This window comes from Sulfitobacter pontiacus (assembly GCF_040790665.1).
In the GTDB taxonomy this organism is placed as follows: Bacteria; Pseudomonadota; Alphaproteobacteria; order Rhodobacterales; family Rhodobacteraceae; genus Sulfitobacter; species Sulfitobacter pontiacus.
The window spans coordinates 906,643-922,611 of sequence record NZ_CP160849.1 but is presented as its reverse complement, the minus strand read 5'-3'; the positions used below and the strand labels follow the sequence as shown (position 1 = coordinate 922,611).

Annotated in this window: 13 protein-coding genes; 10 read left to right on the top strand and 3 right to left on the bottom strand. The window is 61.6% G+C overall.

Annotated features, from left to right (window positions below; all coding sequences use genetic code 11):
• Positions 1 to 16: 16 nt before the first annotated feature.
• The 6 genes from AB1495_RS04580 (at position 17) to AB1495_RS04555 (ending at position 7,218) form a co-directional block, all read left to right on the top strand.
• Positions 17 to 1,765, top strand: a complete 1,749-nt coding sequence (locus tag AB1495_RS04580; RefSeq protein ID WP_064217030.1) for a heparinase II/III family protein — start codon at positions 17 to 19, stop codon at positions 1,763 to 1,765.
• A gap of 17 nt (positions 1,766 to 1,782) precedes the next feature.
• Complete coding sequence (gene purH, locus AB1495_RS04575) at positions 1,783 to 3,369, top strand: bifunctional phosphoribosylaminoimidazolecarboxamide formyltransferase/IMP cyclohydrolase (protein ID WP_074636350.1); 1,587 nt, start codon at positions 1,783 to 1,785, stop codon at positions 3,367 to 3,369.
• Positions 3,370 to 3,387: 18 nt separating this feature from the next.
• On the top strand, positions 3,388 to 3,897 hold the full coding sequence (lspA, locus tag AB1495_RS04570; protein ID WP_064217032.1) for a signal peptidase II: 510 nt from the start codon (positions 3,388 to 3,390) through the stop codon (positions 3,895 to 3,897).
• Between the two features lie 62 nt (positions 3,898 to 3,959).
• Positions 3,960 to 4,463 (top strand): DUF3035 domain-containing protein, encoded by a 504-nt coding sequence (locus AB1495_RS04565; protein ID WP_074636349.1) that lies wholly within the window; start codon positions 3,960 to 3,962, stop codon positions 4,461 to 4,463.
• Between the two features lie 92 nt (positions 4,464 to 4,555).
• Entirely contained in the window at positions 4,556 to 5,899 is a 1,344-nt protein-coding gene (locus AB1495_RS04560; protein ID WP_074636347.1) for a pitrilysin family protein, read from the top strand.
• Positions 5,896 to 7,218 carry a pitrilysin family protein gene (locus AB1495_RS04555; RefSeq protein WP_074636345.1) on the top strand — a complete coding sequence of 441 codons (1,323 nt, stop codon included), beginning with the start codon at positions 5,896 to 5,898 and terminating at the stop codon, positions 7,216 to 7,218. The genes AB1495_RS04560 and AB1495_RS04555 overlap by 4 nt, the downstream gene beginning before the upstream one ends.
• 79 nt (positions 7,219 to 7,297) lie before the next feature.
• Here AB1495_RS04555 and AB1495_RS04550 read toward each other — a convergent pair whose 3' ends face one another.
• The 3 genes from AB1495_RS04550 to uraH form a co-directional block, all read right to left on the bottom strand.
• Entirely contained in the window at positions 7,298 to 9,637 is a 2,340-nt protein-coding gene (locus AB1495_RS04550; protein WP_074636344.1) for an aldehyde dehydrogenase family protein, read from the bottom strand.
• Between the two features lie 49 nt (positions 9,638 to 9,686).
• Positions 9,687 to 10,688 (bottom strand): deoxyribose-phosphate aldolase, encoded by a 1,002-nt coding sequence (gene deoC, locus AB1495_RS04545; RefSeq protein WP_005850232.1) that lies wholly within the window; start codon positions 10,686 to 10,688, stop codon positions 9,687 to 9,689.
• 93 nt (positions 10,689 to 10,781) lie between these two features.
• On the bottom strand, positions 10,782 to 11,141 hold the full coding sequence (uraH, locus tag AB1495_RS04540; RefSeq protein WP_005850231.1) for a hydroxyisourate hydrolase: 360 nt from the start codon (positions 11,139 to 11,141) through the stop codon (positions 10,782 to 10,784).
• Positions 11,142 to 11,744: 603 nt separating this feature from the next.
• On the opposite strand from uraH, the gene puuE reads away from it, so the two are divergent.
• Genes puuE through AB1495_RS04520 form a run of 4 tightly spaced genes read left to right on the top strand, consistent with a single transcriptional unit; the run spans position 11,745 to position 15,959 of the window.
• On the top strand, positions 11,745 to 13,157 hold the full coding sequence (gene puuE, locus AB1495_RS04535) for an allantoinase PuuE (protein WP_074636342.1): 1,413 nt from the start codon (positions 11,745 to 11,747) through the stop codon (positions 13,155 to 13,157).
• The gene (locus AB1495_RS04530; RefSeq protein ID WP_074636340.1) at positions 13,154 to 13,969 is read left to right on the top strand and encodes a bifunctional allantoicase/(S)-ureidoglycine aminohydrolase; all 816 of its coding nucleotides are present in this window, start codon (positions 13,154 to 13,156) and stop codon (positions 13,967 to 13,969) included. Before puuE ends, AB1495_RS04530 begins: the two co-directional genes overlap by 4 nt.
• Positions 13,966 to 14,457, top strand: a complete 492-nt coding sequence (locus AB1495_RS04525) for an ureidoglycolate lyase (RefSeq protein WP_074636338.1) — start codon at positions 13,966 to 13,968, stop codon at positions 14,455 to 14,457. Before AB1495_RS04530 ends, AB1495_RS04525 begins: the two co-directional genes overlap by 4 nt.
• Positions 14,458 to 14,516: 59 nt before the next feature.
• Positions 14,517 to 15,959, top strand: coding sequence for a uracil-xanthine permease family protein (locus AB1495_RS04520; protein WP_005850223.1), 1,443 nt, complete (start codon positions 14,517 to 14,519; stop codon positions 15,957 to 15,959).
• Positions 15,960 to 15,969: the final 10 nt, after the last annotated feature.

Below are 15,969 nucleotides of genomic sequence, written 5' to 3'. Positions count from 1 at the left end.
GTACAAGGGCAGCCGCATGACAAGTACCAGCTTCAATGCGCGAAAAACGCGTTTTCTAAACCGGTGGCACGCCCGTGCCGCGACCAAGACGCGTACCCAAGCGAGGGGATTCGTTTCCTCTCCCGAACCGCGCACCATCGGGTCTTTTGCGCGGGGCCGGCAGCTGATCGCGGGCAACCTCCTGTTTTCCGGCAGTCTGATCGAAGCGCCGGACGCGTCAAGTCTGTGGGAGGTCGCCACGCCGGATCAGGATTTCGCGCGTGATCTGCACGGTTTCGCCTGGATGGATGATCTGGCTGCGGTTGGCGACGTGCGCGCCCGCGGTACGGCGCAGCGTTGGCTTTGGGGCTGGATCGACCATTACGGCAAGGGCCGAGGCATCGGCTGGACCCCTGATCTGACCGGCCGGCGGCTGATCCGCTGGATCAACCACGCGCTGTTTGTACTGCGTGGCACCTCGCAAGACGAAAGCGATGTCTTCTATCGCTCGCTGGTCGAACAAACGGATTTCCTGTCGCGTCGCTGGCATGCCGCAGCCCCGGGATTGCCGCGGTTCGAGGCGCTGACCGGGTTGATCTACGCCGGTCTTTCACTTGAGGGGCAAGAGGCGCGCGCCGATCCGGCGATCAAGGCACTGGCCCGCGAATGCGAGGCGCAGATCGATGCGCAGGGCGGCCTGCCCACCCGCAACCCCGAAGAGCTGTTGCACGCATTTACCCTTCTGACATGGGCCGCCGCCGCGCTCAGCGATGCGGGACGCGGCACGCCAACTGCGCATATGGAGGCGATCGAACGCATCGCGCCCACCCTACGCACCCTGCGGCATTCCGACGGCGGGCTGGCGCGGTTCCATGGCGGCGGGCGCGGTGCCGAAGGCTGGCTGGATCACGCGCTGGCCACGGCGAAGATCAAGACGCGCCAGCCGGACGGGCTGTCGATGGGGTATGCGCGCCTGTCCGCAGGGCGCACCAGTGTGATCGTCGACGCCAGCCCGCCCCCTGGCGGGGCCGCATCGTTCAATGCCCATGCCTCTACGCTTGCGTTCGAACTGACCAGCGGGCGGCGGCCTTTGGTCGTGAACTGCGGGCCGGGCGATTCATTCGGTGCTGATTGGCGGCGGGCGGGGCGTGCGACACCGTCGCATTCCGGCCTGTCGCTTGGCGGCTATTCCAGCGCGCGTCTGGCGGAGCCCGACCGGCACACGGGTGCCGAGGCTTTGATCGAATGTCCCACCTATGTGCCCGTCGAAATCGGCTCCGTCGGGGATGGCACCCAGTTTCAGGGCGCGCATAATGGCTATGTCGCGGGCTTTGGCCTGACCCATGCCCGCAGCCTGGAACTGACCCACGACGGTCGCGGCCTCGCGGGGGAGGACATGCTGCTCGCGATAGAGCCCGCTGAAAAGCGGGTCTTTGATCGGGAAATGGATGCGGTGAAGCTTGCCGGTATCCCGTTCGAGATTCGTTTCCACCTGCACCCGGATGTGGATGCCACCGTCGATCTGGGCGGGGCGGCAATTTCCATGGCCCAGAAAAGCGGCGAAATCTGGGTGTTCCGTCATGATGGGACACATAAACTGTCTTTGGAACCAAGCGTTTACCTTGAGCGCAACCGGCTGAAACCCCGCGCGTCGGTGCAAATTCTGCTTAGCGGGCGGGTCGTCGACTATGCCAGCAGGGTCAGGTGGTCCTTGTCCAAAGCGCAGGAAACTGCGATTGGCGTGCGAGATTTATCGCTCGACGATCCATATGATGACCAAGACTGACCAAAGGAACCTCCCCGATGCCTGATCTTCACCCCGTCTCCCGCGCGCTTCTTTCCGTATCTGACAAAACCGGTCTGGTCGAGCTGGGGCAGGCGCTCGCGGCGCATGGGGTCGAATTGTTGAGCACCGGCGGCACCGCCAAGGCGCTGCGCGACGCAGGTCTGGAGGTCAAGGATGTGTCCGAGGTCACCGGCTTCCCCGAGATGATGGACGGGCGGGTCAAGACGCTGCACCCCGCCGTGCACGGTGGGTTGCTGGCGCTGCGTGACAATGACGAACACGTCGCGGCGATGGACAAACATGACATTGGCGCGATCGATCTGGTTGTGGTGAACCTGTATCCCTTTGAAGAAACCGTTGCCAAAGGGGCGGAATATGCCGAGGTGATCGAGAATATCGATATCGGTGGCCCTGCGATGATCCGCTCTGCCGCGAAGAACCACGGTTTTGTGAATGTGATCGTCGATGTCGAAGACTACACGACAGTGATCAACGAACTGTCCGAGAATAACGGGCAGACCACCTATGCGCTGCGCCAGCGTTTGGCGCAGACGGCCTATGCCCGCACGGCGGCTTATGACACGGCTGTCAGCACATGGATGGCCGCGCAGGTCGGGGACACCCCGCGTCGTCGTACCGTGGGCGGCACGCTGGCGCAGACCTTGCGCTACGGTGAGAACCCCCACCAGCAAGCGGCCTTCTACACCGATGGCTCGGCACGTCCCGGTGTTGCTACGGCGACCCAGCATCAGGGTAAAGAACTGTCGTATAACAATATCAACGACACCGATGCCGCCTTTGAACTAGTCAGCGAATTCGATCCGGCCAATGGGCCTGCCTGTGCGATCATCAAGCACGCCAACCCCTGCGGCGTGGCGCAAGGCACGTCGATGGTGGATGCCTATACCCGCGCGTTCGACTGCGACCGCACCAGCGCCTTTGGCGGGATTATCGCGCTGAACCAGACGCTTGACGCCGAAACCGCCGAGGCGATCAGCGCGATCTTTACCGAGGTCGTGATCGCGCCGAACGCTACACCCGAAGCGATGGAGATTTTTGGCAAGAAGAAGAACCTGCGCTTGCTGACCACCAACGGTCTGGCCGATCCGGCACAGGCGGCGTTGTCGTTCCGTCAGGTGTCGGGGGGCTATCTGGTGCAGGACAAAGACGTTGGCCGCATCACCATGGATGACCTGAAGGTCGTGACAAAGCGCCAGCCGTCCGATCAAGAGCTGTCGGACCTGATGTTCGCCTGGACCGTCGCGAAACACGTGAAATCCAACGCAATCATCTACGTCAAGGATGGCGCGACCGTGGGCGTCGGTGCCGGCCAGATGAGCCGCGTCGACAGCACGCGTATCGCCGCACGCAAAGCGCAGGATATGGCCGAAGCCATGGGCTTGCCCGCGCCGCTGACGCAGGGCTCTGTCGTCGCTTCCGATGCGTTCTTCCCCTTTGCTGACGGGTTGATCACTGCCGCAGAAGCAGGGGCGACGGCGCTTATCCAGCCCGGCGGGTCGATGCGGGATGACGAAGTGATCGCAGCAGCGGATGAGGCCGGGCTTGCCATGGTCTTTACCGGCATGCGCCACTTCCGCCACTAACCACGGAAAGCGGTCGTTATGCGTAGTATTTTTTGGGCCGGTTTTGCGGCGTTTCTTGCGGATCAGCTCAGCAAGTATCTTGTCGTGCATACGATGGAGCTTAGCCGTATCCGGTCCATCGACGTATTGCCGCCGCTGATCAACTTTCGCTACGGCGAGAACCGCGGGATCAATTTTGGCCTTTTCGGTGATGGGTCCGACGCAAGTCGTTGGATCCTCATCGGGCTGGCCTGTGCAATCTGTGTGGGCGTGCTGATCTGGGCAAGCCGCCAAACCATGAGCCTTTGGGCCAATATCAGCGCAGGTCTGCTGATCGGGGGGGCGTTGGCCAATGTGGTTGATCGCCTAATCTACGGCTATGTGCTTGATTTCTTGAACATGTCTTGTTGCGGGATCAATAATCCTTTCGTGTTCAACATTGCCGATGTCTTCATTTTTGCGGGCGCTTTGGGGCTGATTTACTTTACCGGCGACACCAAAAAACCGGCGAAAGCCACACCGAAAAAGGCCCAGAAAAAAGGCCAGTGACAATTACCGCGTGACTGCGATATTGGTACAAAGACCTTAACAAGTCCTTAAGGAGATCCGTCATGCGCTTTGTCGCCGCTCTTGTCTTGCTACCGCTTGCCCTTGGGGCCTGCGGCAACACTGGCCTGCGGGACATTCGCAGCACTGCGAAAGGGCCTGACGAATTCATGGTCCAGCCCTCCAAACCCTTGCAGCAGCCTGACAGCTATAACGCGCTGCCCGTGCCAACGCCGGGGCAGGCGAACCTGACGGACCGCAACGCGGTTGCCGAAGGGGTTCTGGCCTTTGGCGGCACGCCGCAAAGCAACACGACAGGCATCCCCGCCTCGGACGCCGCGCTGGTACAACAGGCCAGCCGCATGGGCGTGTCGGCGAACATTCGTCAGGAACTTGCCGAAACCGATGCTGCGTTCCGCAAGCGCAAGGCGCGGTTCACGCAGATCAAGATCGTGCCGACAGATCGCTACGACCAAGCCTACAAACGCCAGATCCTGGATGCCCCCCGCGAAGCCGCGCGCTGGCGTCGGGCCGGTGCACGCACGCCCTCCGCCCCTCCGGCAGAGTGACGCTGGCCGAATTACAATTCTGTTAGGTCCCTTGATCACCCCGTGGGGTGGCGTAAGTAAGAGGTCTCAGGACCCTGCTCAAAGGACCGACCATGATCAGATTACCGGCCCTCGGGGCCCTATTGGCGCTTGCGCTGCCCACCACAGCCGCGCTTGCGCGTGACAACGAAGACGTCACGCATTTCACCTTGGACAACGGGATGGAGGTCGTGGTCGTCGAAGACCACCGCGCCCCCGCTGTGCAGCAGATGGTGTGGTACCGCGCTGGCTCGGCGGACGAACCCAAAGGGTCGTCGGGCGTGGCGCATTTTCTGGAACACCTGCTTTTCAAAGCCACCGACAAGATGGAGTCGGGCGAGTTTTCAGCCACGGTTGCCAAGAATGGCGGGCGCGATAACGCCTTCACCAGTTATGATTATACCGCCTATTTCCAACGGGTTGCCGCAGACCGGCTTGAACTGATGATGCAGATGGAATCCGACCGGATGAAAAACATCCGTCTGACACCGGAAAACATCGCGACCGAACGGGATGTGATTATCGAAGAACGCAACCAGCGCACCGAAAATGATCCGAGCGCACTGTTCCGTGAACAGCTTAATGCCGCGCAATACCTCAACCACCGCTATGGCACGCCGATCATCGGTTGGATGCACGAGATGCGCGCGCTGGACCTGCAGGATGCGCTGGATTTCTACAAGCTGTATTACTCCCCCAACAACGCGATCCTTGTCGTGTCTGGGGATGTAGAGCCTGAAAACGTTCGCACCCTGGCAGAACAATATTACGGCAAGATCCCCGCCAATCCGGATCTGCCCGACCGATCGCGGACGCAAGAGCCACCACAGACCGCCGAACGTCGCCTGATCTTTCGCGATGACCGCGTTGCACAGAAATACGTCAGCCGGTCCTATCTGGCGCAGGAACGTGATCCCGGCGACCAGAAAACCGCAGCGGCCCTGACCATGTTGGCCGAACTGCTGGGCGGTGGCACCACATCCTATTTCGCCGAAAAACTGCAGTTTGACGCGCCTGTCGCGACCTATTCAGCGGCGTTCTATAGCGGTCAATCGCTGGACGATACGACTTTTAACCTTGTCGTCGTGCCGCAACCGGGCGTGTCCTTGCAGGACGCCGAAGATGCCATGGACACCGCCATCGCGGGTTTCATGAAAGACGGGGTGGATGCCGAGCAACTTGAACGGATCAAGCAACAGGGCCGTGCCGAACAAATTTATGCCCGCGATAACGCCGACAGCGTCGCCAACCGCTATGGCAGCGCCCTTGCCATCGGGTTGACGGTGCAGGACGTGCAGGATTGGCCGGATGTGCTTGAGGCCGTAACAGCCGAAGACATCATGCAGGCCGCCGAAGATGTGTTTAACCGCGAAGCCTCTGTCACAGGGTGGCTGATGCGCGAAGAGGTGACGGAATGAGACTGTTTTACGCAATCGTCCTGACGGTTCTGGCCGCGCTTCCCGCCCGTGCCGAGGTAGACATCCAAGAGGTGACTTCCCCCGGTGGCATCACCGCGTGGCTGGTAGAGGAACATTCGATCCCCTTCGTCGCACTTGATGTGCGCTTTCGCGGCGGTGCATCGCTGGATGCCCCCGAAAAACGCGGCGCAATCAACCTGATGACGGGCCTGCTGGAAGAGGGGGCCGGTGACATGGGCACACGCGATTTCGCCCGTGCCGCCGAAGGGCTGGCCAGCAGCTTCCGGTTCAGCGTGGATGACGACGCGCTTTCCGTATCGTCGCGTTTTCTCACCGAAAATCAGGACGCGTCGATCGCGCTGTTGAAACAGGCGTTGCAGACGCCCCGGTTTGACCCGGATGCGATTGAACGGGTGCGCGGGCAGGTGCTTTCGGGGATCCGCTCCAGCGCGAAAGACCCGAACGATATCGCGCGCAAAAAGATGGACGAGCTGCTGTATGGCGATCACCCCTACGGCTCGCCGCTCAGCGGGACCGAAGAAACGGTGACCGCCCTGACACGCGATGACCTTGTCGCGGCACATAAGGCTGTGCTGGCGCGCGACCGTATCTTCATCGGTGCGGTGGGGGACATCACGCCAGAAGAGCTGGGCCTGATGCTTGACGAACTGTTGGGCGATCTGCCCGAAACCGGTGCACCGCTGCCCCCACAGGCCGAGGTCTCTATCCCGTCAGGCACCACGGTCGTCGATTTCCCGACGCCCCAATCTGTCGCGATTTTTGCGCAAAAGGGCATTTCCCAGAAGGATGATGATTTCTTTGCCGCGACCGTGTTGAACCAAGTGCTTGGCGGTGGCTCGTTTGAAAGCCGTCTGATGACCGAAGTGCGCGAGAAACGCGGGCTGACCTATGGCGTCTATTCCTATCTGGTGCCGATGGATCTGGCTGAAACATGGCAAGGATCGGTCAGTTCGGCGAACGACCGGATCGGGCAGGCGATGGATGTGATCAAGGACGAATGGGCCAAAGCCGCGGCCGAGGGCGTGACCCAGCAAGAGTTGGACGATGCCAAGACCTATATCACAGGCTCCTACCCGCTGCGTTTTGACGGCAACCAGACTATCGCGAGCATCCTTGTGGGGATGCAGATGATCGACCTGCCTATCGATTATATCGCCACGCGCAACGACAAGGTCGAGGCGGTGACGCTGGACGATGTGAAACGTGTTGCCGGCGACCTGCTGGACCCTGATGGGCTGGCCTTTGTTGTTGTCGGCCAACCCGAAGCGGTCGAGGCCACAGCGCAGGAAAGCGACTGACCGCTGCCTCCAACTAAGACCGGACACAAAAAAACGGGCGCTTGTCAGCGCCCGTTTTTCGTTTCAGGACATCGGCAGGTTATTCGCCGTAAGGGATCCAGATATTCTTGACCTCGGTCGCGGCGTGCAAGAACGCTTTGCCTTCACCCTCTGCGCCGTCCCAGTCGCGGGCCATACCGTTGTTGACCCATGTGCGCTTCAGGTTTTGCGCGCTGGCCCGCTCCACGGTTTCGCTTTGCGCCTTGTCGCCAAAGCTCCAGACCGCATCCACGTCCATATGCCGCGCCAGTGTTTCGGCGATGTCCTTCTGCGGCCCGGTCAGGATATTCACCACACCCGCCGGCACGTCAGAGGTTTCAAGCACCTGCACGAAATCCGTCGCAGCAAGCGGGAAGGGGCCGCTGGCGGACAAAATGATCCGGTTCCCCATCGCAATCGCCGGTGCCATACAAGAGATCAGCCCCAACAAGGGTGCCTCCGCCGGGCAAAGCGCGCCGATCACGCCCACAGGTTCCTTCATGGCAAGCGCCACGCCGCGGATCGGTACGCCATGCACCTGCCCATCATACTTGTCGGCCCAGGCCGCGTAGGTGAACAGACGTTTGACCGCGAGATCGACCTCGGATTTGCCGGCTTTAGTGCCCTGCATCGCATCCAGACGCCGTGCGAATTCATCCCCGCGTGCCGCCAGATTTTCAGCGACGTAATACAGGATCTGCGCGCGCAGATGACCGGTGGTCTTGCTCCACCCCTTTGCGGCATGAGCCGCTTCCACGGCATTGCGCACATCCTTGCGCGACGCGAGCGAGACATGGCCCAGCAGATCGCCGGACTTGCCCCAGACCGGTGCGGAATAGCCGCTGTCAGGGCGGCTTTGCTTGCCGCCGATATAAAGCTTGGCTGTCCGGTCGATCGGGTCCGCTGGCGTGCCGCTGCCGGCAAAGGCCGTGATCTCTTTCAACGGTTTTTGCGTGGTTTTCGGACGGGTATAGGCCGCCAGCCCTTCCCAGCCACCTTCGCGGCCAAAGCCGCTTTCGCGCACACCGCCAAAGCCCGCCGCCGCATCCATCATATTGGTGCCATTCACCCAGACGATGCCCGATACCAGCTTGGGCGCAATATCCAGCGCGAGGTTGATGTTCTCGGACCAGACCGTCGCCGCCAGCCCGTAGCGGGTGTTATTGGCCAGCTCGACCGCCTCGGCAGGGGTGCGGAAGGTGGTGGATACCAGCACGGGGCCAAAGATCTCGTCCTGCATCAAGGGATCGGCAGGGTTCATGCCGGTGATCAATGTGGGCGGATAATAGCATCCGGTCGCGGGGATATCGCCTGCGGTAAACACCTCGCCACTGGTGTTGGCGGCGACCATTTCGCTCACGCGCTGCACCTGAACGGGGTCCACCAGCGCGCCCACATCGACGGATTTATCCAGCGTATCACCGACCCGCAGCTTCGCCATCCGCGCCCGCAGCTTGGCATAAAACCGATCCGCCACGGGCTCATGCACCAGCAGGCGCGAGCCTGCACAGCAGACCTGCCCCTGATTGAACCAGATCGCGTCGACCAACCCCTCGACGGCCGAATCCAGATCCGCATCGTCGAACACGATATAGGGCGACTTGCCCCCCAGTTCGAGCGTCAGCGCCTTGCCGCTTCCGGCGGTCGCCTCGCGGATGCGCCGCCCGACGGGGGTCGATCCGGTAAAGGCGATCTTGTCTACTTCAGCCTGCACGATCATCTCGCCCACGGCACCGTCACCGGTGACAATATTCACGACACCCTTGGGCAGGCCTGCCTGCACACAGATATCGGCAAACAGCAGTGCGGTCAGCGACGTATACTCCGCCGGTTTCAATACCACCGTATTCCCCATCGCCAAAGCAGGGGCCACCTTCCACGCCAGCATCAGCAGCGGGAAGTTCCACGGGATGATCTGCCCGCATACGCCAAGCGCGTCTGCGTCGGGTAGCTCGGACTCCATCAACTGGGCCATGCCCGCGTGGTAATAGAAATGCCGCTGCGCCAAGGGCACATCCACATCGCGCGCCTCGCGGATAGGTTTGCCGTTGTCCAGCGTTTCCAGCACGGCGAACAACCGGCTGTGTTTTTGCAGCAACCGCGCCAGCGCATAAAGGAACCGCGCCCGTCCGTGCCCGCCCAGCTTGGCCCATTTGGGCTGCGCCTTGCGCGCCGCGGCAACTGCGGTGTCGACCTCTGCCTGGCTGGCCTGCGTCAACGTTGCCAGCACATTGCCATTGGCAGGGTTGCGGCTTTCGAAATCATCCCGCGCCTCGGTGAACGCGCCGTCGATGAAATGCCCGAAACGGCTGCCCTGATCGACCAGCCACGCCAGTGCGTCAGCGGCATTTTCCGGTGCCGTCCCATAGTCCATGGTTTCATAGATTTCGGACACGCTCATGGGTTCACCCTTTTCAAAATACTCAAATCCGACATTGGTTTCACGCGGCTCAGCTGATGGCGTGACGATGGCTTGCGGAATAGCTGCCCGACACATGATGGTCGAGCTGACGTTCGATGTCGCCCAACAGCGACGAGGCCCCGAAACGGAAGAGGTCGGGCTGCAACCAGCGGTCGCCCAATTCCTCTTTCATCATGGCCAGATAGACCAGCGCGTCCTTTGCCTTCGATATCCCGCCCGCGGGCTTGTAGCCAACGCGGAAGCCGGTGCGGTCGAAATAGTCGCGGATCGCGCGGATCATCACGAGGGTCACGGGCAGGGTCGCATTGACGCTTTCCTTACCGGTGGAGGTCTTGATGAAGTCAGCACCCGCCATCATGCAGATCAGCGAGGCACGCGCGACGTTGCGCAGGCTGCCCAACTCTCCGGTCGCGAGGATCGCCTTGACATGCGCATCGCCACAAGCGGCGCGGAAGGCACGCATTTCATCATACAGCGCCTGCCAGTCGCCTGACAGCACATGGCGGCGTGAAATAACGATGTCGATCTCGGCGGCTCCGGCGGCGACGCTCATCTCGATCTCGCGCAGACGCAGCTCGAACGGGGAGAGACCGGCGGGAAATCCTGTAGAAACGGCAGCAATCGGGATGCCTGTGCCCTGCAGTGCTGCTTTGGCGGGGGCGATCATCTCGTGGTAGACACAGACCGCGCCCACGGTGATCTGCGACATGCCAAGCGCGTCCAGCAGCGCGGGCGCAATCGGTTGACGTGCCTTCGCACAAAGCCGCTCGACACGGCGGGCGGTATCATCCCCCGACAGCGTGGTCAGGTCGATGCAGCTGACGGCGCGCAGCAGCCACGCGGCCTGATACTCTTTCTTCACGGAACGGCGCGCGGGCAAACCCGCGGCGCGGCGCTCCACCGCAGAGGAGTTCACCTGCACGGCGCGCACCCAATCCATATCCAGCGGCATCCCCGGATTGCGGGGTTCCGTCACCTGTGGCAGGTGGCTTTGGGCCAGTTCGGTCGGGTCATATACATGCGTGGACATGGGCGCTTTCCTGTCTGATCAGACAGGCAATGTGCCACGGGGCAACGGCGCAATGCAAGCATCGCGCCCTCACGTCACATCCGCCAGCGGCGTTCAGCTGCCGCGATAGGTTGAATAGCCGAACGGCGACAGCAAAAGCGGCACGTGATAATGCGCATCCGCATCCGAAATGCCAAAGCGAAGGGGGATCTGGTCCAGGAAACGCGGTGCTTCGGGCTCCGCTCCGATGGCATCAAGATAGGCCCCGGCTTCGAACACCAGCTCGTAGGTGCCAGCCGCAAACTGGCCCTTGGGCAAGATCGGCGTGTCGGTGCGACCGTCAGCATTAGTGGTCATTTGCACCAGCTTCATGCGGTTCGCCCCCTCGATCCGGTAAAGCGTGATTTCCAGTCCGCCTGCGGGGCGGCCGCGTGCGGTGTCCAGAACATGCGTCGTCAAATAGCCGTTTGCCATGGGTGGGGTCTTTCTTGATCCATTGGACCCTTACGATAGGCGGGTGTCGGGCTAGGTCAATGGCGGATCTGCAGTCGGCTTTCTGGGCGCGCCAGCGCTGAAAGAGGCGGTGATTCGGGCGATGGCGAAAAATAATTCGCCTACCGAATCGTTTTTGCTTGAGCCGCGAATCATCCTGCGCCTATATGGTACACAACATTCAATCGGAGGTGTTGCCTGCCAGCGACCCATACAATCCGAGTATGTATTCTGGGGGACAGAATTCTTATGATCGGGCAAGTCGCACGTGGTGCGACGATCATTGGGCAGGGGCCGACAGGACTCGTGTTGCATAGCGCAGCAAGAGCGGCCCCTTCCACTCACTTTCCCGCCCGATATGCCCCCCGCATGTGTTTAAGTTTCAGGCCGGCCAGCGCCTTAGAACTTTCGCTATAAGAGAGCAGGGCCACTCGAGCCGATCTGGCAGCCGGCCGACCTTTCGGGAAGGGTTGGCTGGCTGTACATTGCGAAAAATCAGTGCCAGAAAACCGTTGGTTGACTAAAACAACGGCCCGCAGCGCGTGGTTTCCCCGCGCGCGCAGGCGCTGACCAAAGGACGATCCCATGACACGCTACCCTCGTGATTTTCACGGCTACGGCCCCACACCGCCTGATGCACAATGGCCGGGCGGCGCGCGGATCGCGGTGCAATTCGTGCTGAACTATGAAGAAGGCGGCGAGAACTGTCTGCTTCACGGGGATGCCGCATCAGAGGCCTTCTTGTCCGAGATCGTCGGGGCCGCCCCTTGGCCGGGGCAACGTCACTGGAATATGGAATCCATCTATGACTACGGCGCGCGGGCGGGCTTTTGGCGGTTGCACCGTCTGTTCACGGGTGCCGATATCCCTGTTACCGTCTATGGCGTCGCCACCGCCTTGGCGCGGTCCCCGCAGCAGGTAGAGGCGATGACCCAGGCCGATTGGGAAATCGCAAGCCACGGGTTGAAATGGATCGACTACAAGGATCACACCGCCGAGGTCGAAAGCGCCGATATGGACGAGGCGATCCGCCTGCACCGCGAGGTCGTCGGCACAGCGCCGCGTGGCTGGTACACGGGGCGCAGCTCTGTGAACACGGTCGCGCTGGCGGCAGAGACGGGGGGCTTCGACTATATCTCGGATACATACGACGATGATCTGCCCTATTGGATGCAGGTAGCAGGGCGCGATCAACTGATCATCCCCTATACTCTTGATTGCAACGATATGCGCTTTGCCACGCCGCAGGGCTTTAATTCGGGCGATCAGTTCTATGCCTATCTGCGCGATACCTTCGATGCGCTTTATGCCGAAGGCAGCGCAGGGCAGGCCAAGATGATGTCGGTCGGGCTGCATTGCCGTCTGATCGGGCGGCCCGGACGGATACAGGCGCTGAAACGCTTTATCGACTACATTAAAGGGTTCGAAGGCGTCTGGACGCCGCGCCGCATCGACATCGCTGACCATTGGCGTGTCACCCATCCGCCTCAGCCGCGCCTGCGTCTGGACCAGATGGACCGCGCCAGCTTTGTCGCGAAATTCGGCGGGGTGTTCGAACATTCAGCGTGGATCGCCGAACGCGCGTATGATCTTGAACTTGGGCCCGCGCATAACTCTGTCGCGGGGATACATAATGCTTTGGCGCGGATGTTCCGGTCGGCGACGCGGGCGGAACGCTTGGGCGTGCTGACCGCGCACCCCGATCTGGCGGGCAAGCTGGCGGCGGCCAAACGGCTGACCGCTGAAAGCACGCAAGAACAAGCCAGCGCCGGGCTGGACGCCTTGACCGATGCCGAGCGCGCCCGCTTCGAGACGTTGAACAGCCAATACGTCGCGAAACACGGGTTTCCCTTTATCATCGCGGTAAAGGATCACGACAAGGACGGCATCCTGCGCCAGTTCGAGACCCGCATCGCCAACGCAACCGAAGATGAATTTACCACCGCATGCGCACAGGTCGAACGGATCGCACGGCTGCGGCTGGAGGATATGCTATGACCTATGCCTTCCCCCCCGGCGGTCTGCCGGACCAGACTGTCTCTCCTGAAAGCACGGCTGTGTTCACCGACGCCTACGCGGTGATCCCTGCCTCGGTGCAGCGGGACATCGTGACCAGCTTGCTGCCCGGATGGGTAAACACACGCGCGTGGGTACTGGCGCGGCCGCTGAGCGGATTTGCCGAAACCTTCGCGCAATACGCGGTAGAGCTTGCCCCCAAAGGTGGCAGCGACACGCCCGAGCCGGACGCGCAGGCGCAAGCGGTCTTGTTCGTGGCCACAGGCCGCGCGCGGTTGACGCTGGATGGGCAGGGGTATGATCTTGTGGCAGGGTCTTACGCCTATATTCCCCCTGCCGCCAAATGGACGCTGTGGAACACCGGCGATACGCCTTGCGGCTTGCACTGGGTGCGCAAGCGCTATGTGTCCGTGGAGGGCATGGATGCGCCGGAGGCATTCGTGACCCATGACGACGAAGTCGCGCCGATTGCCATGCCCGATACCGATGGCGCTTGGGCGACCCAGCGTTTCGCGGACCCAGGCGATCTGCGCCACGACATGCACGTCAATATCGTGACCTTCCAACCGGGCGGGCGCATCCCTTTCGCAGAGACCCATGTGATGGAACACGGGCTTTACGTCATTCAGGGCAAGGCGGATTATTTGCTGAACCGCGACTGGGTGCCGGTTGAAGCGGGAGATTTCATGTGGCTGCGTGCTTTTTGTCCGCAGGCCTGTATTGCAACGGGGCAAGAACCCTTCCGTTATCTGCTGTATAAGGATGTGAACCGCCACATGCCGCTGTCGCTATGAGCCTGCGCGAGATCACTGTGCAGCCCCTGACCGCAGATGCCTTCGCCCCTTTCGGTGAAGTGCTGGACGCGTCGGGCGCGCCGGACCGGATTATCAACGCGGGGCTGTGTGGGCGGCACCATGATCTGGCAAAGCTGGATTTCGGGCCCGACGGTCGCGCGGGCATCAGCATCTTCAACGCGCAGGCCCGTCGTCTGCCGTACCAGTTGGACCTGCTTGAACGGCATCCCGAAGGGTCGCAAGCTTTCCTGCCGCTGACGGGCGCGCCGTTTCTTGTGATCGTGGCACCCGACGAGGGCGATACCCCCGGCACACCGCTGGCGTTCTTGACGGCACCGCATCAAGGCGTGAACTTTCACCGCGGGACATGGCACGGCGTGCTTACCCCTTTGGCAGAGCCCGGGCTTTTCGCCGTGGTGGACCGCATCGGCACCAGCCCCAACCTTGACGAATACCCGCTGGACCCGCCTTATGTGATCAAGGGGTAAACCCCTCAGATAATCGGACCGCACAAATAGCGGCCAGTGATCAACAAGGGACATTTGATATGACACGCCACGCCATCGGCACGCCGGAACAACTGCGCGACCCCAATTACATGCCGCCGCTGTATCGCGCTATTCCTCTGGGTGTTCAGCACGTGCTGGCGATGTTCGTGTCCAATGTCACCCCCGCCATCATCATCGCGGGCGCCGCGGGCTTTGGGTTCGGGTCGAACTCGCCCGACTTTCCCGAACTGCTGTACCTGATCCAGATGTCGATGCTGTTTGCCGGTGTCGCGACGCTGCTGCAAACGCTGACGCTGGGGCCTGTCGGGGCAGGGCTGCCGATTGTGCAGGGCACGTCTTTCGCGTTCATCCCCATCATGATCCCACTGGTGGCGGGCAAGGGGGTGGACGGGCTTGCCGCGCTGTTCGGAGGCGTTGTGATCGGCGGTATGTTCCACGCCTTTCTGGGGCTGTTCATCGGCAAGATCCGATTTGCGCTGCCGCCGCTTGTTACGGGGTTGGTGGTCACGATGATCGGTCTGGCGCTGGTCAAGGTGGGGATCCAATACGCTGCCGGTGGTGTGCCCGCGATTGGCACGCCTGCCTATGGCAGCCTGCTGAATTGGTCGGCCGCGCTGGTGGTGATCTTTGTCACATTGGGGATCAAGTTTTTCACCCGCGGAATGCTGTCGATCTCGGCTGTGCTGATCGGCTTGATCGTGGGGTATATCTATGCGCTGGCCGTGGGGATGCTCAGCTTTGGCGACATCAGCGGGTCGTGGTCACGCTCTGCCGCCTTTGCGCTGCCCAATCCGCTGAAATACGGGTTCGAGTTTTCGGCAGCGGCGATCATCGGCTTTTGTCTGATGGCGTTTATCTCGGCGATTGAAACCGTGGGCGACGTTGCCGGGATCACAAAGGGCGGCGCGGGCCGCGAAGCGACCGACCGCGAAATCCAGGGCGCGACCTATGCCGACGGGATCGGGTCCGCCGTCGCCGGTCTTTTCGGTGGTCTGCCCAACACATCCTTCAGCCAGAACGTCGGCCTGATCGCCATGACAGGCGTGATGAGCCGCCACGTCGTCACCGTCGGTGCGCTGTTCCTGATCCTCTGCGGGTTGGTCCCCAAGGTCGGCGGCGTGATCCGCACCATCCCGATCGAGGTTTTGGGCGGCGGGGTTATCGTGATGTTCGGCATGGTCGTGGCCGCTGGCATGTCGATGTTGTCCGACGTGGACTGGAACCGCCGCAATATGGTGATCTTTGCCATCTCGATCTCGATCGGTCTGGGGCTTCAGCTGGAACCCGGCGCGGTGCAACACCTGCCCGACACGGCCAAGATCTTGCTGACCAGCGGTCTGCTACCCGCGGCCCTGATTGCTATTGTACTGAACCTGCTTCTGCCCGAAGAACTGGCAGAGGAATCAACCGAGGAAGTCTCGGGCGGGTTGTCAGGCAGTTCTAAGGGTAAACTGCCGCATACACCCAAGACGCTACACTAAGGAGCCACCC

Bases quoted from the DNA above. Each gene is read 5' to 3' on its own strand.
- AB1495_RS04520 (WP_005850223.1), top strand. From the start codon at position 14,517: ATGACACGCCACGCCATCGGCACGCCGGAACAACTGCGCGACCCCAAT.
- AB1495_RS04555 (WP_074636345.1), top strand. From the start codon at position 5,896: ATGAGACTGTTTTACGCAATCGTCCTGACGGTTCTGGCCGCGCTTCCC.
- AB1495_RS04530 (WP_074636340.1), top strand. From the start codon at position 13,154: ATGACCTATGCCTTCCCCCCCGGCGGTCTGCCGGACCAGACTGTCTCT.
- AB1495_RS04565 (WP_074636349.1), top strand. From the start codon at position 3,960: ATGCGCTTTGTCGCCGCTCTTGTCTTGCTACCGCTTGCCCTTGGGGCC.
- lspA (WP_064217032.1), top strand. From the start codon at position 3,388: ATGCGTAGTATTTTTTGGGCCGGTTTTGCGGCGTTTCTTGCGGATCAG.
- AB1495_RS04580 (WP_064217030.1), top strand. From the start codon at position 17: ATGACAAGTACCAGCTTCAATGCGCGAAAAACGCGTTTTCTAAACCGG.
- AB1495_RS04560 (WP_074636347.1), top strand. From the start codon at position 4,556: ATGATCAGATTACCGGCCCTCGGGGCCCTATTGGCGCTTGCGCTGCCC.
- AB1495_RS04525 (WP_074636338.1), top strand. From the start codon at position 13,966: ATGAGCCTGCGCGAGATCACTGTGCAGCCCCTGACCGCAGATGCCTTC.
- puuE (WP_074636342.1), top strand. From the start codon at position 11,745: ATGACACGCTACCCTCGTGATTTTCACGGCTACGGCCCCACACCGCCT.
- AB1495_RS04550 (WP_074636344.1), bottom strand. From the start codon at position 9,637: ATGAGCGTGTCCGAAATCTATGAAACCATGGACTATGGGACGGCACCG.
- uraH (WP_005850231.1), bottom strand. From the start codon at position 11,141: ATGGCAAACGGCTATTTGACGACGCATGTTCTGGACACCGCACGCGGC.
- purH (WP_074636350.1), top strand. From the start codon at position 1,783: ATGCCTGATCTTCACCCCGTCTCCCGCGCGCTTCTTTCCGTATCTGAC.
- deoC (WP_005850232.1), bottom strand. From the start codon at position 10,688: ATGTCCACGCATGTATATGACCCGACCGAACTGGCCCAAAGCCACCTG.